Below are 19,614 nucleotides of genomic sequence, written 5' to 3' on the forward strand. Positions count from 1 at the left end.
CTCTCAGCCTCCGGTAACGGTGGGGAAGAAGGCCACCTCGTCGCCATCGGCGAGGGGTTCGTCCAGGGAGCACAGCTCCTGGTTACGCGCGCACATCAGGTTCTGTTCGCCGAGCACGCTCCAGGAACCGCCGCGCTCCAGCAGCAGGCGCCGCAGGTCGTCGAGGCTGGCCAGGGACTGGCTCCAGTTCAGCTGCTCGCCGTCGAGGCCCAGGGCTTCGCGGTAGCGGGCGAAGTACTGCACGCGGATCATGGGGTGTCTCCTGCCACGCTATCTGTCGCCAAGTAATGGCCACTCTTGCCGCCGAGCTTTTCCAGCAGGCGCACGCTTTCGATGGTCATGCCACGGTCCACGGCCTTGCACATGTCATAGATGGTCAGCGCGGCGACGCTGGCAGCGGTCAGCGCTTCCATCTCCACGCCGGTCTGCCCGGCCAGCTTGCAGCGGGCGACGATGTGCACGGTGTCCTCGCCTTCGGCGGCGAGCTCGACCTTGACGCTGGTGAGCAGCAGCGGGTGGCACAGCGGGATCAGTTCATGGGTCTTCTTCGCCGCCTGGATGCCGGCGATGCGCGCCACGGCGAACACGTCGCCCTTGGGGTGGCCGCCGTCCTGGATCAGTTGCAGGGTCGCCGGGAGCATGCGCACCCGGGCTTCGGCCACGGCTTCACGGGACGTCACGGCTTTTTCGGTGACGTCGACCATGTTGGCGCGGCCTTGGGAATCGAGATGGGTCAGCACGGGCGGGAACTCTCCGGAGAATGCGGACGATCAAAGGAACAGTGTAACCCCGGGGCGCGTCGACGGCAGTACGACGGGCGGCGCGTTGGGGAGAGGATTGTATACAAAAAGAGGTATGAACAGGCTAGGCAATGGCGCCGGACGGCTTCGCGAGCAAGCTCGCTCCTACGAAGAGCCGTACCGGTTGTTACTGCGCGCACGGGACGAAGGAGACGCCCAGTCCTTGCTCGCGAACACCCCGGCCTGAAAAGAAAAGGCCCGCCGATTGGCGGGCCTTGGTGAGTTACAGATGCGCCTCGGCAAACTCCGCCAGCACCGAGCGCGGCACCCCTTGCAGGGTCACGTGCACGCCGTGGGGGAAGTCCTTGAAGCGTTCGGTCAGGTAGGTCAGGCCCGAGCTGGTCGCCGACAGGTAGGGCGTATCGATCTGCGCCAGGTTGCCCAGGCAGACCACCTTCGAGCCGTTGCCGGCGCGGGTGATGATGGTCTTCATCTGGTGCGGGGTGAGGTTCTGGCACTCGTCGATGAGGATCAGGCTCTGCTGGAAGCTGCGGCCGCGGATGTAGTTCAGCGACTTGAACTGCAGCGGTACCTTGCTGAGGATGTAGTCGACGCTGCCATGGGTGCACTCGTCGTCCGAATGCAGCGCCTCCAGGTTGTCGGTGATGGCGCCGAGCCAGGGTTCCATCTTCTCTGCCTCGGTGCCCGGCAGGAAGCCGATGTCCTCGTCCAGCCCCTGCACGCTGCGGGTGGCGATGATGCGACGGTAGCGCTTGCTGACCATGGTCTGCTCGATGGCGGCGGCCAGGGCCAGGATGGTCTTGCCCGAGCCCGCGGCGCCGGACAGGTTGACCAGGTGGATGTCCGGGTCGAGCAGCGCATAGAGGGCCAGCGCCTGGTAGATGTCACGCGGGCGCAGGCCCCAGGCTTCCTGGTGCAGCAGCGGCTCCTGGTGCAGGTCGAGGATCAGCAGCTCATCCTGCTGGATGCCCTTGATCCAGCCGACGAAGCCCTGCTCGTCGACGATGAACTCGTTGATGTGCACCGCCGGCAGGTTGTCGGTGAGTTGCACGCGATGCCAGGTGCGCCCGTGGTCCTGACGGGTCTCGACCTTGCTCACGCGGTCCCAGAACGAACCGGACAGCGAATGATAGCCACGCGACAGCATTGCGACGTCATCGACCAGCTGGTCGGTGTGATAGTCCTCGGCGAACACCCCACAGGCGCGCGCCTTCAGGCGCATGTTGATGTCTTTGGTGACCAGCACCACGCGCTTGCTGCTGTGGCGACTCTTCAGCTCCACCAGCTGGTTGATGATCTTGTTGTCGTTGAGGTGCTCGGGCAGCCAGGTGATCGGCTCGGCCCGCTTGCTCATGAGGATCGACAGGCTCCCGCAGGGGCCGCTCTTGCCGCGCTGGATGGGGACGCCATCCTCCACCTGCTCGGGCGTCGCCTCGCCCAGCACCGAATCGATGAGGCGGATCGCCTGGCGGCATTCCGCAGCCACGGTGTGCTTACCGGTCTTGAGCTTGTCCAGTTCCTCCAGCACCGTCATCGGGATGGCGACATGGTGCTCCTGGAAGTTCAGCAAGGCGTTTGGATCGTGGATCAGAACATTGGTATCGAGGACGTACAGGGTGGGCTGGGTCGGGCTGGAGCGTCCATGGTCATCCATACGCGGTTCACCTCTTCTGGGGGCGTTACGACGGAATGCCACTACAGCGCTCCGCCGCGCGGTGAGCCGCCTGCTCTCGCTACCGGGGCACGAGAGCACTGCATACAAGGGGACGGGCCGGGGCCGCCACCTGTCTGCAGGGTTCGGCGGTCTACGACTCCAGAAATACAGGAAAAAACATGACGATAAAAAGTCTTTTTCTTTCTCAGAACAGTTTTTTTCGCCACACGACAAAATACCTTGGCGGGGGCTCCGGACAGCGCTAGTTTTAAAAGTCCTGCCTCCCGCCTTGCGTTGGCTGTTTTTTGGCCGATCAGTCCATCATCCCACCGAAGAACGCCTGCGCATTGGCCTGAAGCGTCTGCAGGTGATAACCGCCCTCCTGCACGATGACCGTCGGCATGCCCAGCGCCGCGACCTCGCGCCCCAGCCGGGCGAAGCCTTCGGTAGTCACCGCCACTTTCGATTGCGGATCGTCCTTGTAGATGTCGAAGCCCAGTGACAGCACCAGCGCCTGCGCACCGAACTTACGGACCGCCTGCTGCGCTGTTTTCACCTGCGCGAAGAACTCCTCCTCGCTGGCACCGTGAGCCATCGGCAGGTTGACATTGAAGCCTGCGCCCTGCCCCTCCCCCCGCTCGTCGTCGAAACCGGCGACCACCGGGTAGAAGTTGGTCGGGTCGCCATGCACCGAGACATAGAGCACGTCATCGCGGCCGTAGAAGATTTCCTGGATGCCCTGGCCGTGGTGCATGTCGGTGTCGAGGATGGCGACCTTGTCGAAACGCGCACGCAACTCGGCGGCAGCAATAGCGGCGTTGTTCAGGTAACAGAAGCCACCGGCTGCTTCTTCCCGCGCGTGGTGACCCGGCGGGCGGCATAGCGCATAGGCGGACGGAGCACCATCGCGTACAACTCTCGCCGCCGCCACGGCGCTTTGCGCCGACCAGTACGCCGCCCGCCAGGTATGCTCGCCCACCGGACAGCTGCCATCAGCGAGATAACGCGCAGCCTGGGCGAGAATTCCACGCAGCGGATTACCCTCGCGAATGAACACGTTGGACATCACCTCGTCGCCCCAGTCCTCCGGCACCTCGTGCCAGCGTGCACAGGCGTGCTCGAGGAAGTCCAGGTATGCCGCGCTGTGTGCCCCCAGCAACGGCTCGCGACCGAAGTCAGCTGGCGCCACGATCGGGAAGCCCAGTTCCCCCACGGCTTTCAATAGGCATTCGGCACGCTGCGGGATCTCTTGAGGGGTACGCATCTGGCCGCGGGAAAAATAGCTGCGCGGCAGGTGCAGCAGTTGATCTGGATGGAAGAAAGTCAGCATGGCTATCTCCTGTCAGTCGTCACGGCCGGCGCGGGCCAGCACGGCGTTGAGCAGCACGTCGGCGCCCTGGGTCGCCTGTTCGGGGATCACGTCCTCGGCCTCGTTGTGGCTCAGGCCGCCGACGCAGGGAATGAACACCATGGCGGTCGGGCACATGCGCGCCAGGTGGATGGCGTCGTGGCCGGCGCCACTGACGATGTCCTGGTGCGAATAACCCAGGCTCTGCACGGCCTCGCGCACGTGGCCGACACAATCGGCGTCGAAGGGCGTGGCCGGGCTGATCCAGTGCACACCGATCTGCAGCGTCAGCTCGCGGCGTGCGGCGATTGCTTCGAGCAGCGCGCGAGCCTCCTGCTCCATCGCGGCGATCACGTCGTCACGGTGGTGGCGCAGGTCGATGGTGAAGTCCAGCAGGCCGGCGATGGTGTTGCGCGAGGACTTGGCAATTTCCAGCTGGCCGACGGTCACCAGCCCGTGGGGCGCAAAGCGCTGGGCCAACGCTTCGAGGGCCTGGATCATCTCGGCAGCGCCGAACAACGCGTCGTGGCGCAGCGGCATCGGCGTGGTACCGGCGTGGGCGGCCTGGCCGCTGACGCGTACGTCCAGCCAGCGAATCGACTGGCCGCCGGTGACAACCCCGACATCGATGCCGTTGTCCTCCAGGATCGGCCCCTGCTCAATGTGCGCCTCGAAATAGGAATCCAGGCGCCGTCCCAACGGCAGGTCCCCCTGCCAGCCAAGCGTCTGCAGCGCTTCGCCGACGCTCACGCCCTCGGCATCCCGAGAGGCCAGCGCGGCATCCAGCGGCATGGCGCCAGTGAAGGTGGCCGAGCCGAGCATGGCCGGCGTGAAGCGAGCGCCTTCCTCGTTGGTCCAGACCGCCACTTCCAATGGGCGGCGGGTACGGATGCCTTGGTCATTCAGGCTACGCAGCACTTCCAGCCCGGCGAGCACCCCGTATACGCCGTCGAAGCGGCCGCCCTCGGGCTGGGTGTCGAGGTGACTGCCCATGACCACCGGGTCAAGACTGTCGTCTGCCCCGGCACGACGGGCGAACAGGTTGCCCACCGGGTCACGACGCAGGCTCAGGCCGGCTTCACGGCACCAGCGCTCGAACAGCTGGCGGCCGGCGCGATCCTCTTCGCTGAGCGCCAACCGGCGCGAGCCGCCACGCGCGGTAGCACCGACCCCGGCCATGTCCATCAGGCTCGCCCACAGGCGAGCGCCATCGATCTTCAGCATTGCAGTCTCCTGGAAATCACACGGTGGCCGGCGCGGCGCGCACCCGCAGACGGCGGTCGAGGCCGACGATGCACAGCAGCGAGAGGCCGGCCAGCAGGGAATAGAACAGCGCCAGCGGCAACCACTGGCCCTCGAAGCGGTGCGCCAGCCAGGTGCCGACCAGTGGGGTCAGGCCACCGGCGATGGCGCCGCAGACCTGGTAGGCGATGGAAATCGCCGAGTAGCGCACGCGGGTGTCGAACACATCGCTGACATAGCCGGCAATCACCGAGTAGAAGCTGGACATGCACACCACGGCGGTGGCGATACCGAGAACGATCGCCAGCGCATGGCCCTGGCTGACCAGCAGGAACATCGGGTAGGGCGAAGCCACCGCCAGCAGCGCCGCCAGCTTGAGGAAGCGCGCCGCGCCAATGGCTTCGGCCAGGCGTGCGGCGAGCGGCTGCACGCAGAACTGGATGATCGCCACATAGAACAGGCAATCGAGGATCAGTGTGCGGTCGATGGCCAGGTTCTGGGTGGTGTACGAAATCATGAAGGTATTGGTGAAATAGACCCCGGCGATACCGATGGTGTTGGCGCCGATGCACAGCAACAGCGGCCGCCAGGCCGTGCGCACGACTTCCAGCGCCGGCAGCTTGTGCTGCCGCGCCTGCTGCTTGATTCGCGCGAACTCGGGAGACTCGTTGACACCCAGTCGGATCGCCAGGCCCACCAGCAACAGCGCCGAACTGGCAAGGAATGGCAGACGCCAGCCCCAGTCGAGGAAGGCCTGGCTGTCCATGCTGGTCACCGCCTTGAACGCCAGCAGCGAGAGGATCAGCCCGGCCGGGCTGCCCAGTTGGGCGAAAGACGCGAAGAAGGTGCGCCGGCCGCTGGGCGCGTGTTCGCCGGCCATCAGCACAGCCCCGCCCCACTCGCCGCCAACGGCGATGCCCTGAACGATGCGCAACAGGACCAACAGTACCGGCGCGAGCAACCCGATCTGTCCGTAGGTGGGCAGCAGGCCGATACAGACCGTGGCCACCCCCATCATCACCAGGGTGACCAGCAGCGCCTTCTTGCGACCGATACGGTCGCCCAGGTGGCCGAAGATCAGGCCGCCAAGCGGGCGGGCGAAGAAGCCCACGGCGAATGTGCCGAAGGCAGCCATGGTGCTGAGGAACTGGCTGTCGGAGGGGAAGAACAGCGTGCCGAACACCAGGGCGGCGGCGGTGGCGTAGATATAGAAGTCGTACCACTCGATCATGGTGCCGATGAACGCGGCCGTGGCGGCGCGAACCGGCTGGGGTGCGGGCTGGGACATCTCAGGCTCCCGATCTTGTCGATTGTTTTAGGCGGGCTGGGCGCTCTCTGGCGCACCGGGACGTTATCGCCCCTCACCTGATAATCAGTCAATTTTCTAATCGTTATTCAAAGAATAAACCCTGCTTATAATAGGAGCATTCTTTCACCGGAGCCCCCCCATGGAACTCGGCCGCTTCCTCAATGACCGCCTGGACTGGAACCTGTTGCGCACCTGGCTGGTGATTGGCCAGGAACGCAGCATCAGCCGCGCCGCCGCACGCCTGCACCTGACCCAACCAGCGGTCAGCCAGGCGCTGCGGCGGCTGGAGGAGCAGTTGGGCGCGGCCCTGGTACAACGGCGCGGGCCGCGCTTCGAGATCACCGCGCTGGGCGAGGAAATCCTGCGCATCGCCGGCGACATCAACGGCAACGTCTCGCGCCTGGCGGCCGCTCTGGAGCAGCCGGCCGACCAGGTGGTGGGCAAGGTCCGCCTGCTGAGCATCAGCCGCATCCAGTCGGACTTCTACGACCAGTTCCTCTGCGACTTCCACCGCGCTCACCCCGGCGTGGAACTGGATGTAGAGGTGATGCGCAGCGCCGACGTGCTCAGCTCGCTGCAGCAGAAGACCGCCACCCTGGGGCTGGCCCTGTGCCGCCAACCCTCGCCGCGCCTCGAGCAACGTGCCTTCCTGCGCCAGCGCTATGTGTTCCTCTGCGGCCGCCACCACGCGCTCTACGGCCGCCGCGACCTGCACCTGGCCGATCTGCAGGGTGAGGACTACGTCACCTTCACCAGCGACCAGATTGGTGAAGTGCTTTCACCGCTGACCATCTTCCGCGACCAGCAGGGCTTCACCGGCAAGCTGGTGGCCTCCTCTCCCAGCCTTGAGGAAGTGCGCCGCCTGGTGACCTGCGGCTTTGGCATCGGCTGCCTGCCCCACCACATCGTCGCCGACGACCTTGCCATGGGGCGGCTGTGGGCACTGCCGCCGGAAGACGGCGTGGCCGATGTGGACATCCACCTGCTGTGGAATCGCGAGCAGAAGCACACTCAGGCTGAGCGCTGCTTCCTCGGCGAGCTGCTCAAACGCATGGAAGAGGTGCCGGTGGAGCAGCGCCTCCTATCGTCCCCATAGCTGGAGCCAACGCCTGCGACTCCTTACAATCGCCGCTCGCTTGTAGGAGACCGCACGATGCTGATGGTGATTTCCCCCGCCAAGACCCTGGACTACGGCACCGCCCCGGTGACGGAGCGCTTCACCCTGCCCGAGCACCTGGATGATGCGCAGGAACTGATCGGCATCCTGCGGGAACTGTCGCCGGCGCAGATCGCCGAGCTGATGAGCCTGTCGGACAAGCTCGCCGGCCTGAACGCCGCACGCTTCGGCAGCTGGCACCCGGAGTTCACCCCGGCCAACGCCAAGCAGGCGCTGCTGGCCTTCAAGGGCGACGTCTATACCGGCATGCAGGCCGAGGACTTCAGCGAGGACGACTTCGACTTCGCCCAGCGCCACCTGCGCATGCTGTCCGGCCTCTATGGCGTGCTGCGCCCGCTGGACCTGATGCAGCCCTACCGCCTGGAAATGGGCACCAGACTGGCCAACGCCCGTGGCAAGGACCTCTATGCCTTCTGGGGCGAACGCATCAGCGGCTGGCTGAATGAAGCCCTGGCCCAGCAGGGCGACGACGTACTGCTGAACCTCGCCTCCAACGAGTACTTCGGCGCGGTGAAGCGCAAGGCATTGAACGCGCGGGTGATCGACACCGAGTTCAAGGACCTGAAGAACGGCCAGTACAAGATCATCAGCTTCTACGCCAAGAAGGCTCGCGGGATGATGGCGCGCTACGTGATCAAGGAGCGCCTGCAAAGCCCCGAGGGCCTGAAGGACTTCAACTATGCCGGCTACTTCTATAACGCCGAGCACTCCAAGGCGGATCAGCTGGTGTTCCTGCGCGATCACCCCGAAGACTGACCCGCCCTGCCGGGAGCCCATCGGGCTCCCCTCCCGCCGTTCCTGCCCTGCCTCTCCGCCTGATGCCAAGTCGCCTGTAAGCCATTGACCATGAAATGAGTCAGCCAAAGGGGGCTGGCTTGTCTATTTCTTGCTCAAAAAACGCCCGATTGACCTTACTGTTCATAGGGTCTGTATAGCCGTTCGTCTGCTTCGGGAAAAATCGTGAGATTTTTTTTCGACCCCCGACCTGCCGTTCGTGGCAAGAAAACCTCCCTGATTTGCCCTCCCCAAGCCTCTCAATTGCCACTAACAGCCCATGGCCATGACGTGCATTTCACGATTGCAACTTGCAATGGAGAAAGCTGAACGGCAGCTGAACGAACCTATTGAAGGCGACGCGCGGTCGAATTTCACCGAAAATTCAATTGAACTTTTCCACACCTTGCAGATTGCACTGCACCGATACACTCCAGAACGACTTCCCTTTTGCCATTACTGCGGCATCAAATGATGTCATTTGGATATTTCAAAAGATTTCAGGGATGGGATGAGTGGAAGGAACTAACCCTGTTCGGGATAAATCCTATTTCCGCAACGATCATTGATGCAGATCACCGAAGTGCATCGATGACATGGGCTCTTTTGTTCTAACGATAATTCCCAATTGGCATTGAACAATCGCAAGCACATGAAAAAACTGAACTTTTAGATGATGAAGGCAATCATCAAAGCAAACCGGAGCACATCAGCGCGGAAATGAACACACAGTGAAATCCGCCTGAAACATAACGGGGCAAGTATTTGAAATTTGCCCAAAGACAGTGCTCTGAAGTTTAGCACTACTTTCCCTGCCTAACCGGAGGAAGTACGGAGGACACCTGAGTGTGCCTTCCGCGGATTCTTTCAGCCTGAATAAAGTGCCCTGCGGGGCAAACGAAATAAACCGCCCTTCGGGGCAACTTTGAAAGCTCGACAATTGAACGAGGTGAATGCGATGCGAATCAGCATCTTTGGTCTTGGGTATGTTGGCGCAGTATGTGCCGGCTGCCTGTCCGCACGAGGCCACGAAGTCGTCGGGGTGGATGTTTCCACCACCAAGATCGATCTGATCAACAAAGGGAAGTCGCCCATCGTCGAACCCGGTCTGGAATCGCTGCTGGAGCAGGGCATCCGTTCCGCTCGCCTGTCGGGCACCACCGACTTCAAGAAAGCTGTTCTGGACACCGATGTGTCGTTCATCTGCGTGGGCACGCCGAGCAAGAAGAACGGCGACCTGGACCTGGGCTACATCGAATCGGTCTGCCGCGAAATCGGCTACGCCATCCGCGAGAAGAAAGACCGCCACACCGTGGTGGTGCGCAGTACCGTACTGCCGGGCACCGTGAACAACGTGGTGATCCCGATCATCGAAGACTGCTCGGGCAAGAAGGCCGGCGTCGACTTCGGCGTGGGCACCAACCCGGAGTTCCTGCGCGAATCCACCGCGATCAAGGACTACGACTTCCCGCCCATGACCGTCATCGGTGAACTGGACGCCCAGACCGGCGACCTGCTGGAAGAGATCTACCGCGAACTGGACGCGCCGATCATCCGCAAGACCATCGAGGTCGCCGAGATGATCAAGTACACCTGCAACGTCTGGCACGCCGCCAAGGTCACCTTCGCCAACGAGATCGGCAACATCGCCAAGGCGGTGGGCGTCGACGGCCGCGAGGTGATGGATGTCATCTGCCAGGACAACAAGCTCAACCTGTCGCGCTACTACATGAAGCCCGGCTTCGCCTTCGGCGGTTCCTGCCTGCCCAAGGACGTGCGCGCCCTCACCTACCGTGCCAGCCAGCTGGACGTCGAGCACCCGATGCTCGGCTCGATCATGCGCAGCAACCAGCACCAGGTGCAGAAGGCCTTCGACATCATCGCCGCGCACGGCAGCCGCAAGGTCGGCCTGCTCGGCCTGTCGTTCAAGTCCGGCACCGATGACCTGCGCGAAAGCCCGCTGGTGGAACTGGCCGAGATGCTCATCGGCAAGGGCTACGACCTGCAGATCTTCGACCGCAACGTCGAGTACGCCCGCGTCCATGGCGCGAACAAGGAGTACATCGAATCGAAGATCCCCCACGTTTCCTCGCTGCTGGTCTCGGACCTGGATGCCGTCGTGAAGTCCTCCGACATCCTGGTGCTGGGCAATGGCGACGAGCTGTTCGTCGACGTGGTGAACAAGGCGTCCGAAGGCAAGAAGGTCGTTGACCTGATCGGCTTCATGCCGAGCGTCACCGACGAACGCGCCGAAGGCATCTGCTGGTAAGCGCAACCGGCTCTTCGTAGGAGCGAGGGAGACACCTCGTCCTTGCTCGCGAACGCTCTCCGCCACACCACGGTGCCAGGCGGGTTCGCGAGCAAGCTCGCTCCTACGAGGGCCTCCACCGCCCCAACGACGCGACTGACGGATCTCATCATGGAAACCTACAAACGAGTGATCGGTGAAGCCCTGGGCTGGCTGGCCTTTCTCAGCCTGCTGATGGTTTTGGCGCTGGCAGTGCCCAAGACCGTGTTCGACGCCGACTCCAAGGACTTCCTGCTACTGATCGGTGCGGTCGGCATCTGGCGCTATTCCATGGGCGGCCTGCACTTCCTGCGCGGCATGCTGTTCCTCTATGGCGTCTACCCCTACTACCGCCGCAAGCTGCGCAAGATGGGCGACGCGGCCGATCCATCCCATGTATTCCTGATGGTCACCAGTTTCCGCATCGACGCACTGACCACTTCCATGGTCTATCGCTCGGTGATCAAGGAGGCCATCGCCTGCGGCTATCCCACCACCGTGGTGTGCTCCATCGTCGAGATGTCCGACGAGGTGCTGATCAAGCAGCAGTGGCAGAAACTCAATCCGCCGGAACACGTTTCGCTCGACTTCGTGCGCATCCCCGGCACCGGCAAGCGCGACGGCCTGGCCCACGGCTTCCGCGCCATCTCCCGCGACCTGCCGGATGAACACGCCGTGGTCGCGGTGATCGACGGCGACACCGTGCTGGAGCCCGGCGTAGTACGCAAGACCGTGCCCTGGTTCAAGCTGTTCAGCAACGTCGGCGGCCTGACCACCAACGAATTCTGCGAGGTGCAGGGCGGCTACATCATGAGCGAGTGGCACAAGCTGCGCTTCGCCCAACGCCACATCAACATGTGCTCCATGGCCCTGTCCAAGCGCGTGCTGACCATGACCGGGCGCATGTCGGTGTTCCGCGCCCAGGTCGTCACCGACCCGGACTTCATCGCCGACGTGGAAAGCGATCACCTCGACCACTGGCGTCTGGGCCGCTTCCAGTTCCTCACCGGCGACGACAAGTCCAGCTGGTACAGCCTGATGCGCCTGGGCTACGACACCTTCTACGTGCCGGACGCGGCGATCAACACCGTCGAGCACCCGCCGGAAAAGAGCTTCATCAAGGCCAGCCGCAAGCTGATGTTCCGCTGGTACGGCAACAACCTGCGGCAGAACTCCCGCGCCCTGGCCCTGGGCCCGCAACGCCTGGGCTGGTTCACCAGCGTGGTGCTGTTCGACCAGCGCCTGTCGATGTGGACCTGCCTGCTGGGCCTGGTCGCCGCAATCATCGCCAGCATCAAGTACAGCATCGTCTTCCTGCTGATTTACCTGCTGTGGATCGGCATCACCCGATTCATCTTGACCCTGCTGCTGTCGCTGTCGGGGCACCACATCGGGCCGGCCTACCCGCTGATTCTTTATTACAACCAGATCGTCGGCGCCATGGTGAAGATCTACGTGTTCTTCCGCCTCGACCAGCAGTCGTGGACCCGCCAGAACACCAAGCTCGACCGCGGTCTGGCCAGCTTCCAGCAATGGTTCAACACCTGGTCCTCACGCGCCATGACCTTTTCCGCGGCCAGCGTCTTCGTTGCCGTACTGCTGACCATCGTCTGACCGCCCCCTATTAGCTACAACAGGACTCGCCCACATGAATACCGCCGTCAACGTCAATGTCGTGCACGAATCCGAAGCCCAGCGCCAGCACGCCCGGGTCAAACTGCCCGCGCGCATCCGCTACATCGGTGCCAACCGTGAAGGCGTCGATGCCCGCCTGCTGGACATCTCCGCCGGGGGCTTCGCCTTCACCGCGGGCAGCGCGCCGGTCCAGGTGGGCGACCTGCACAAGGGCAAGCTGCTGTTCCAGATCGACAGCATCAGCTTCTCCCTGGAAGTCGACTTCCAGGTGCGCTCCTTCGAGCCGGACAGCCGCCGCGTCGGCTGCGAATTCCAGCACCTGAAGCCGCGCGAGGTCGCCGCCCTGCGCTACCTGATCACCTCCTTCCTCGCCGGTGAAGTGATCAGCGTCGGCGACATGCTCAACACCCTGCAGCGCGAGAACTTCACCAAGGCCCGAAAGCACGGCATCGGCAGCGGCGGCATGGGCTTCTTCAGCCGCATCCGCGCGGTGACCCTGAGCACCGCCATCTTCGTGGTCGGCGTCGGCGCCTTCGCGGTGATCCTCAACAACATCTACAACCTGTACTTCGTCACCCACGCCGACTCGGGCGTGGTCAACGTCGCCAACCAGCAGATCACCATGCCGCGCGAAGGCACCGTGGAGAGCCTGGTGGAGGCTGGCGCCGACGTCGCCAAGGGCGCGCCGATCGCCACCTTCTCCGCCAACCTGCTGGACCTGCTCAAGGGCAACCTGACCGAAGAGCAGCTCAGCCCGAGCAACATCGAGAAGCTGTTCGGCCACCAGATGAAAGGCACCCTGACCAGCCCGTGCGACTGCCGCGTGGTCGAGCAGCGCGTGGCCAACGGCCAGTTCGCCAACAAGGGCGACATCATCTTCACCCTGACCCCGCGCGACAGCACCGCCACCGTCGAGGCCCGCTTCCCCTACCGCAACGCCGCCGAACTCTCGCCGGGCACCGCCGTGCACTTCCAGATCGCCGGTGACAGCGAAGTGCGTGGCGGCCGCATCGTCCGCACCGCGCCGGTGGACGGCGACCTCGCCTCGGAAATCCGTGTACAGATCCAGCCGGACCAGCCGCTGGACACCTTGCTCGCCGGTCGTCCGACCGAAGTCAGCATCGGCGGCCTGCCGGGCCGCACCCTGCTGAACAAGGCGATGGCCCTGGCCACCGCACGCTAAGAGGGAATACGCCATGAACCGTCCCGTCGAAGCCCTTGCCCTGAAGATGGCCCCTAAGCTGGCCCTGGCACTGGCCATCGCCGTGGCCGCTGGCTGCGCCGGCCTGCCTGACCAGCGCCTGGCCCAGGAAGCCCTGGAACGTGGCGACATCGCCACCGCCCAGGCCAACTTCCAGGCCCTGGCGACCATGGGTTACGCCGACGCACAGGTCGGACTGGCCGACATGCAGACCGCCACCGGCGACCCCGCCGAGCAGGCCCGCGCCGAGAAGCTCTACCGCGAAGCGGCCGAGACCTCCCCGCGCGCCCGTGCCCGCCTGGGCAAGTGGCTGGCGGCCAAGCCCGGCGGCACCGACGCCGAGCACCGCGAAGCCGAGCAACTGCTGACCCGCGCCTTCAACGAGGGCGAGGACAGCGCACTGGTGCCGCTGATCGTCCTCTACCTGCAATACCCGCAGGCCTGGCCGAACGTGAACCCGCAGCAGCGTATCGACCAGTGGCGCGAACAGGGCCTGCCGCAGGCGGACCTGGCGCAGATCATCCTCTACCGCACCCAGGGCACCTACAACCAGCACCTGGGCGAGATCGAGCAGGTCTGCCAGCGCTGGCTGAGCCGCATGGACGTGTGCTGGATGGAACTGGCCACCGTGTACCAGATCCAGGGCAACAAGGATAAGCAGAACGCCCATATCGAAGCGCTCAAGACCACCTGGAAGGCCGGCCACGTGCCCTCCGAGCGCGTCGACTCGGTGGCTGGCGTGCTGGCCGACGAAAACCTCGGCACGCCTGACCCGCAAGCCGCCCAGGCGCTGCTTACCGAAATCGCCCCGGCCTACCCGGCGGCCTGGGTGAGCCTGGCCAAGCTGCAGTACGACAACCCCGACCTGGGCGACCTGGACCAGATGCTCAGTTATCTGAAGAAAGCCCAGGACGCCGCCCAACCGCGCGCCGAGCTGCTGCTGGGCCGCCTCTACTACGACGGCAAGTGGGCCCCGCAGGAGCCGCAGAAGGCCGAACAGTACCTGCTCAAGGCCGCCGCTACCGAGCCCCAGGCGCATTACTACCTCGGCCAGATCTACCGCCGTGGCTACCTGGGCAAGGTCTACCCGCAGAAAGCGGTGGACCACCTGCTGATCGCCGCGCGGGCCGGGCAGGCCAGCGCCGACATGGCGCTCGCGCAATTGTTTTCCCAAGGACGTGGCGTTCGGCCGAATTTGGTCAACGCTTACGTCTTCGGCGAGCTTGCAAAGCGCCAGCAGGTCCCCACCGCAACTGACCTGATGGCGCTGATCGAGCCGCAGATACAACCGGCCGACCGCACTGCGGCCCAGCAGTTGCTCAAGCGCGAGGAACAAACGCGCGGCGCCAACTGGCAAGCCACCGTCAGCCTTCTGCAGAACAACCAGGAACAAGAAAACCTATGAAGCGCAACGTCCCGATGACCACCCCGCTGTTTCAACCGCGAGCTCTGGCTTCCGCTGTTCGCCGCGCACGCCTGTTCCCAGCCATGCTCGGCGCCGGCATCAGCCTCGCCGGCACCCTGTTCGGCAGTCTTGCTCTGGCGGCAGAGGAGCCGCCAAAGAACTACGGCCTTGACGTCAAGATCACCGCTGAATCCGAGGATGACCGCGACCTGGGCACCGCCCACGGCGGCGACCTCAACGGCCTGGGTATCGACCTGCGCCCCTGGGCCTTCGGCCAGTGGGGCGACTGGAGCGCCTACGTGATGGGTCAGGCGGTCGCCGCCACCGACACCATCCAGACCGACACCCTGCAGAACGACGACATCAACAACGACAGCACCCAGGGCAGCGACAACAAGCGCGAGCCGGACGACGCCTACCTGGCCCTGCGCGAGTTCTGGGTGGACTACGCCGGCCTCACCCAGTACCCCGGCGAGCACCTGCGTTTCGGCCGCCAGCGCCTGCGCGAAGACAGCGGCATGTGGCAGGACACCAACATCGAGGCCCTGAACTGGACCTTCGACACCACCCTGCTGCGTGCCCATGTCGGCGCCGCCCAGCGCTTCTCCGACTACCGCACCGACATCACCGACCTGGCGCCGGACGACAAGGACCGCACCCACGTCTTCGGCGACATCTCCACGCAGTGGATGCCCCAGCACTGGGTGGGCCTGCGCCTGCACCACTCCGATGACAGCGGCAGCCTGCCGGACCCGGGCGAGACCGTCGACTCCCTGGACAAGCGCTCCACCGGCGACCTGACCTGGGTCGGCATCGAAGCCAACGGCGACGGCTACAACTGGCGCTCGCAGATGCCCATCAACTACTGGGCCAGCGCCACCTGGCTGACCGGTAACCGCGACCGCCTGACCACCGTCCCGGTGAACGGCGAGCGCATCGCCACCGGCAAGCAGAGTGGCGACGTGGATGCCTACGGCGCCGACCTCGGCCTGCGCTGGAACATCGACGAGCAGTGGCGCGTCGGCGGTGCCTACGCCCGTGGCAGCGGCGGTGGCAAGAACGGCGAAGACCAGTTCGAACAGACCGGCCTGGAAAGCAACCGCTCCAACTTCACCGGCACCCGCGCCCGCGCGCATCGCTTCGGCGAGGCCTTCCGGGGTGAGCTCTCGAACCTTGAGGCCGCCACCCTGTTCGGCTCCTGGCAACTGCGCGAGGACTACGACGCCAGCGTCATCTACAACAAGTTCCGGCGCGTGGACAGCGACTCGGATATCGGCAACAGCGGCATCAGCGCCCCGCTGGTCAACGACTCCAAGGACATCGGCCAAGAGGTCGACCTGGTCATGACCAAGTACTTCAAGCAGGGCCTGCTGCCGGCATCGATGAGCCAGGCAATCGACGAACCGTCGGCGCTGGTGCGCTTCCGTGGCGGTGTGTTCAAGCCCGGCGACGCCTACGGCAGCCACGTCGACTCGACCATGCACCACGCCTTCGTCGATGTGATCTGGCGCTTCTGAGGACTGCAGCAATGGCTGGTTTGTTGATGGCTCCCCACAGTGGCGGGAATGACGCAAAAGCGCAGGCGGACGACCGCCTGCGGCTCGCCCGTCACGCCCGTAAGCAAGGGAGCCCGACAAACCATGCCAGCGCTCGCAAGGAGACAACGGCCATGAACCGCCATCCGTTACACGCCCTGCCGCTGACCGCGCTGCTGCTTGGCGGCCTGTTCAGCGCCACCGCGCCGGTGTGGGCCGCGTCGCCCGCGGACAAGGCCCACGCCAGCGCGAAGGTGGAAGCCTCCGCCCATGGCAAGAACGGCAATGCAAAAGCAAAAGACAGCAGTGCCGAAAAAGCCCCCGAAGCCCCCTCGGGCACCGAACCGGGCCAGACCAAGACGCTGAAGGAATCCGGCAGCTACACCGTGACTGCCGCGCCCAGCGAGCCGCTGCACATGGAACCGCCCAAGCTGCCTGACCTCTCCGGCTACACCGCCGAGGCCGTGCAGAAGAAGATCGACCGCAGCAAGCATGGCAAGGCCGTGGTGCAGCGCATGGTCCAGCAGCAGCCGCTGAAGGAATTCACCGGCGGCAAGAACCGCCTCGCCGAATGGGTGAAGCGCCAACGCCAGATGCCCCAGGCGATCTTCATCGAAGGCGGCTACGTCAGCCTCGCCGACCTCGCCGCCAAGCTGCCGAAAACCGCGCTGGAAGAGGTCGAACCGGGCATCTACATTGCCCGCCTGCCGATCGTGGTGAACCAGGGCGCGACCCTGGAGATCGATGGCAAGGTCAAGGAACTGCGCCTGTCCCAGGACCGCGGCGCCTTCCTGGTCAACGACGGCAAGCTGTTCGTGCGCGACTCCAAGGTCACCGCCTGGAACGAGGCGAAGAAAGAGCCGGCCTGGTTCAAGAGCCCGAACGAATTCCGTCCGTTCCTGATTTCCTGGGGCGGCGCCGAGGCCTACCTGGTGAACAGCACCTTCACCAGCTTCGGCTACAACGCCTCCAAGGCCTACGGCATCTCCATCTCCCAGTACAGCCCGGGCATGGACAAGACCATGAAGCGCCCGCGCCCGAAAGGCTGGGTGATCGGCTCGACCTTCGTCGACGCCTGGTACGGCTTCTACTGCTACGAGGCGGACGACCTCGTGGTACGCGGCAACACCTACAAGGACAACGTCATCTACGGCATCGACCCGCACGACCGCTCGCGCCGCCTGGTCATCGCCGAGAACGTCGTCCATGGAACCAAGAAGAAGCACGGCATCATCGTTTCCCGTGAGGTGAACGACAGCTGGATCTTCCACAACAAGACCTACGACAACCACCTCTCCGGGATCGTCCTGGACCGTAACTCCGAACGCAACCTGGTGGCCTACAACGAGGTGTACCGCAACCACTCCGACGGCATCACCCTCTACGAGTCGAGCGACAACCTCATCTACGGCAACCAGGTACTGGCCAACCAGCGCCACGGCATCCGCATCCGCAACAGCGTGAACATCCGCCTGTACGAGAACCTGGCCGCCGGCAACCATCTGATGGGCGTTTACGGCCACATCAAGGACCTGTCCGACACCGACCGCAACATCGACCTCGACCCCTTCGATACCAAGGTCTCGTTGATCGTGGTCGGCGGCAAGCTGGCCGGCAATGGCTCCGGCCCCCTGTCGGTGGACTCGCCGCTGTCGCTGGAGCTCTACAAGGTGGCCATGCTCGGCCCGACCAAATCCTCCGGGATCAGCTTCAACGGAGTGCTCGGCGAGAAGCAGGACCAGATCCTGGACCTGCTGGTGCGCCAGCAACGCGCCGTGCTGCTCGACCCCGTGGAAAGCCAGGCCGAATTGCAGAACTGAGGACCGACCATGAAACGTATGACTTCCAACCTGTTGCGCCTGTCGGGCCTCACCGCCAGCCTGCTGCTCGCCCACCAGGCCCTGGCCGCCGACGCCTCGGCGCCGACCTACACCGCCCAGCCGACCGCTGCGCTGTGCCCGAACGCGGCCAACGACGCGGCCTACAACACCAAGTACCTGGGCTTCTTCACCCACCTGGTGCCGGCCCAGGAAGACTGGCTGTTCCGTACCACCTACGACCTGCGCACCGACTTCGGCACCACGGCCGAAGGCTGGCGCGAGCTCAAGCAACTGCGCGACGAACTCAAGCGCAAGGGCATCGACCTGGTGGTGGTCTACCAGCCCACCCGCGGCCTGGTGAACCGCGAGAAGCTCAACCCGCAGGAGAAGGCCAGCTTCAACTACGAACTGGCCAAGCAGAACTACCTGGCGACCATCGCCCAGTTCCGCAAGGCCGGCATCTACACCCCGGACTTCTCCCCACTGTTCGACGAGAAGCAGGAGCACCCCTTCTACTTCAAGGGCGACCACCACTGGACGCCCTACGGCGCGATGCGCAGCGCAAAGATCGTGGCCGAGACGCTGAAGGAAATCCCCGCCTACAAGGACGTGCCGAAGAAGGAATTCGAAAGCAAGCGCGTGGGCCTGCTGTCCAAGCTCGGCACCTTCCACAAGGCCGCCGCCCAGCTCTGCGGCAGCGGCTATGCGCCGCAGTACGTCGACCGCTTCGAGACCGAACCGGTAGGCGATTCGGGCGGCGGCGATCTGTTCGGTGAAGGCGGCGATGCCCAGGTCGCGCTGGTCGGCACCTCCAACAGCGGCCCGGCCTACAACTTCGCCGGCTTCCTGGAGGAGTACGCCAAGGTCGACATCCTCAACAACGCGGTCTCCGGCGGCGGCTTCGACAGCTCCCTGCTGGCGTACATGACCAGCAAGGAATTCCACGACAAGCCGCCGAAGATCCTCATCTGGGAATTCGCCACCCACTACGACATGGCGCAGAAGAGCTTCTACCGCCAGGCCATGCCGCTGGTGGACAACGGCTGCGCCAACGGCAAGCCGGCGTTGACCCGCAAGGTCAAGCTGCATCCGGGCAGCAACGAGGTGCTGGTAAACAGCGGCGCCATGCCGATCCGTTCGGGCAGCTACACCGCCGACGTCACCTACTCGGACCCCGGCGTGCACGAACTCAAGAACACCATCTGGTACATGAACGGTCGGCGCGAACAGCTGAAGATCGAGCAGTCCAAGTCGGTGGACACCGGTGGACGCTACGTCTTCGAGCTGCGCAACGACGAAGACTGGTCGAACCAGCAGTTCCTCTCCCTGGAAATCGAGGCGCCGGAAGACATGCCGGCGGGTCTGGAGGTCGAGGCCAAGCTCTGTCAGACCCCAACAGCCAAGTCGGCCGATGTGGCCGCCAACTAGAGAGAGCGGGGACGAAAGCCATGCCCAGCCTACGAAAG

The 19,614-nt window shown here is 64.3% G+C and carries 15 protein-coding genes; 9 read left to right on the top strand and 6 right to left on the bottom strand.

The window, feature by feature from the left end; translation table 11 throughout:
* Window positions 1–3: 3 nt before the first annotated feature.
* The 6 genes from SD196_RS21740 to SD196_RS21765 all read right to left on the bottom strand — a co-directional run bounded on the left by SD196_RS21740 (window position 4) and on the right by SD196_RS21765 (window position 6,293).
* On the bottom strand, window positions 4–252 hold the full coding sequence (locus SD196_RS21740) for a MoaD/ThiS family protein (protein ID WP_275608437.1): 249 nt from the start codon (window positions 250–252) through the stop codon (window positions 4–6).
* Window positions 249–740, bottom strand: coding sequence for a cyclic pyranopterin monophosphate synthase MoaC (gene moaC / locus SD196_RS21745; RefSeq protein ID WP_275608438.1), 492 nt, complete (start codon window positions 738–740; stop codon window positions 249–251). The genes SD196_RS21740 and moaC overlap by 4 nt, the downstream gene beginning before the upstream one ends.
* A 283-nt stretch (window positions 741–1,023) precedes the next feature.
* Window positions 1,024–2,415, bottom strand: coding sequence for a PhoH family protein (locus tag SD196_RS21750; protein ID WP_275608439.1), 1,392 nt, complete (start codon window positions 2,413–2,415; stop codon window positions 1,024–1,026).
* Window positions 2,416–2,728: 313 nt separating this feature from the next.
* A complete protein-coding gene (locus SD196_RS21755) occupies window positions 2,729–3,745 on the bottom strand; it encodes a histone deacetylase family protein (RefSeq protein ID WP_416310649.1) in 1,017 nt (338 codons plus the stop codon).
* A 12-nt stretch (window positions 3,746–3,757) separates the two neighbouring features.
* A complete protein-coding gene (locus SD196_RS21760) occupies window positions 3,758–4,987 on the bottom strand; it encodes a Zn-dependent hydrolase (protein WP_343577550.1) in 1,230 nt (409 codons plus the stop codon).
* 16 nt (window positions 4,988–5,003) lie between these two features.
* Window positions 5,004–6,293 carry an MFS transporter gene (locus SD196_RS21765; RefSeq protein ID WP_343577548.1) on the bottom strand — a complete coding sequence of 430 codons (1,290 nt, stop codon included), beginning with the start codon at window positions 6,291–6,293 and terminating at the stop codon, window positions 5,004–5,006.
* Between the two features lie 160 nt (window positions 6,294–6,453).
* Between SD196_RS21765 and SD196_RS21770 the strand changes: the two genes are divergently transcribed.
* The 9 genes from SD196_RS21770 to SD196_RS21810 all read left to right on the top strand — a co-directional run bounded on the left by SD196_RS21770 (window position 6,454) and on the right by SD196_RS21810 (window position 19,576).
* The gene (locus tag SD196_RS21770; RefSeq protein ID WP_275608443.1) at window positions 6,454–7,410 is read left to right on the top strand and encodes a LysR family transcriptional regulator; all 957 of its coding nucleotides are present in this window, start codon (window positions 6,454–6,456) and stop codon (window positions 7,408–7,410) included.
* A 57-nt stretch (window positions 7,411–7,467) separates the two neighbouring features.
* Entirely contained in the window at window positions 7,468–8,247 is a 780-nt protein-coding gene (yaaA, locus tag SD196_RS21775; RefSeq protein ID WP_416310650.1) for a peroxide stress protein YaaA, read from the top strand.
* A 976-nt stretch (window positions 8,248–9,223) separates the two neighbouring features.
* Window positions 9,224–10,534, top strand: a complete 1,311-nt coding sequence (gene algD / locus SD196_RS21780; protein ID WP_275608445.1) for a GDP-mannose 6-dehydrogenase — start codon at window positions 9,224–9,226, stop codon at window positions 10,532–10,534.
* 147 nt (window positions 10,535–10,681) lie between these two features.
* The gene (alg8, locus tag SD196_RS21785; protein WP_275612001.1) at window positions 10,682–12,166 is read left to right on the top strand and encodes a mannuronan synthase; all 1,485 of its coding nucleotides are present in this window, start codon (window positions 10,682–10,684) and stop codon (window positions 12,164–12,166) included.
* Between the two features lie 34 nt (window positions 12,167–12,200).
* On the top strand, window positions 12,201–13,370 hold the full coding sequence (locus SD196_RS21790) for a PilZ domain-containing protein (RefSeq protein WP_275608446.1): 1,170 nt from the start codon (window positions 12,201–12,203) through the stop codon (window positions 13,368–13,370).
* A gap of 13 nt (window positions 13,371–13,383) precedes the next feature.
* Window positions 13,384–14,793, top strand: a complete 1,410-nt coding sequence (algK, locus tag SD196_RS21795; RefSeq protein WP_275608447.1) for an alginate biosynthesis TPR repeat lipoprotein AlgK — start codon at window positions 13,384–13,386, stop codon at window positions 14,791–14,793.
* Between the two features lie 83 nt (window positions 14,794–14,876).
* Window positions 14,877–16,310 carry an alginate export family protein gene (locus SD196_RS21800; protein ID WP_275612002.1) on the top strand — a complete coding sequence of 478 codons (1,434 nt, stop codon included), beginning with the start codon at window positions 14,877–14,879 and terminating at the stop codon, window positions 16,308–16,310.
* Between the two features lie 152 nt (window positions 16,311–16,462).
* A complete protein-coding gene (gene algG, locus SD196_RS21805; protein ID WP_331319195.1) occupies window positions 16,463–18,148 on the top strand; it encodes a mannuronan 5-epimerase AlgG in 1,686 nt (561 codons plus the stop codon).
* Window positions 18,149–18,157: 9 nt separating this feature from the next.
* Window positions 18,158–19,576, top strand: a complete 1,419-nt coding sequence (locus tag SD196_RS21810) for an alginate O-acetyltransferase (RefSeq protein ID WP_275608449.1) — start codon at window positions 18,158–18,160, stop codon at window positions 19,574–19,576.
* Window positions 19,577–19,614 lie beyond the last annotated feature (38 nt).

Origin of the sequence: Pseudomonas macauensis, from assembly GCF_047902425.1 — a bacterium.
Lineage (GTDB): Bacteria > Pseudomonadota > Gammaproteobacteria > Pseudomonadales > Pseudomonadaceae > Pseudomonas.

Coding starts and splice junctions, on each gene's coding strand:
- SD196_RS21790 (WP_275608446.1), top strand. CDS start 12,201: ATGAATACCGCCGTCAACGTCAATGTCGTGCACGAATCCGAAGCCCAG.
- algK (WP_275608447.1), top strand. CDS start 13,384: ATGAACCGTCCCGTCGAAGCCCTTGCCCTGAAGATGGCCCCTAAGCTG.
- SD196_RS21770 (WP_275608443.1), top strand. CDS start 6,454: ATGGAACTCGGCCGCTTCCTCAATGACCGCCTGGACTGGAACCTGTTG.
- SD196_RS21740 (WP_275608437.1), bottom strand. CDS start 252: ATGATCCGCGTGCAGTACTTCGCCCGCTACCGCGAAGCCCTGGGCCTC.
- SD196_RS21760 (WP_343577550.1), bottom strand. CDS start 4,987: ATGCTGAAGATCGATGGCGCTCGCCTGTGGGCGAGCCTGATGGACATG.
- SD196_RS21750 (WP_275608439.1), bottom strand. CDS start 2,415: ATGGATGACCATGGACGCTCCAGCCCGACCCAGCCCACCCTGTACGTC.
- algG (WP_331319195.1), top strand. CDS start 16,463: ATGAACCGCCATCCGTTACACGCCCTGCCGCTGACCGCGCTGCTGCTT.
- SD196_RS21810 (WP_275608449.1), top strand. CDS start 18,158: ATGAAACGTATGACTTCCAACCTGTTGCGCCTGTCGGGCCTCACCGCC.
- yaaA (WP_416310650.1), top strand. CDS start 7,468: ATGCTGATGGTGATTTCCCCCGCCAAGACCCTGGACTACGGCACCGCC.
- SD196_RS21755 (WP_416310649.1), bottom strand. CDS start 3,745: ATGCTGACTTTCTTCCATCCAGATCAACTGCTGCACCTGCCGCGCAGC.
- algD (WP_275608445.1), top strand. CDS start 9,224: ATGCGAATCAGCATCTTTGGTCTTGGGTATGTTGGCGCAGTATGTGCC.
- SD196_RS21765 (WP_343577548.1), bottom strand. CDS start 6,293: ATGTCCCAGCCCGCACCCCAGCCGGTTCGCGCCGCCACGGCCGCGTTC.
- SD196_RS21800 (WP_275612002.1), top strand. CDS start 14,877: ATGCTCGGCGCCGGCATCAGCCTCGCCGGCACCCTGTTCGGCAGTCTT.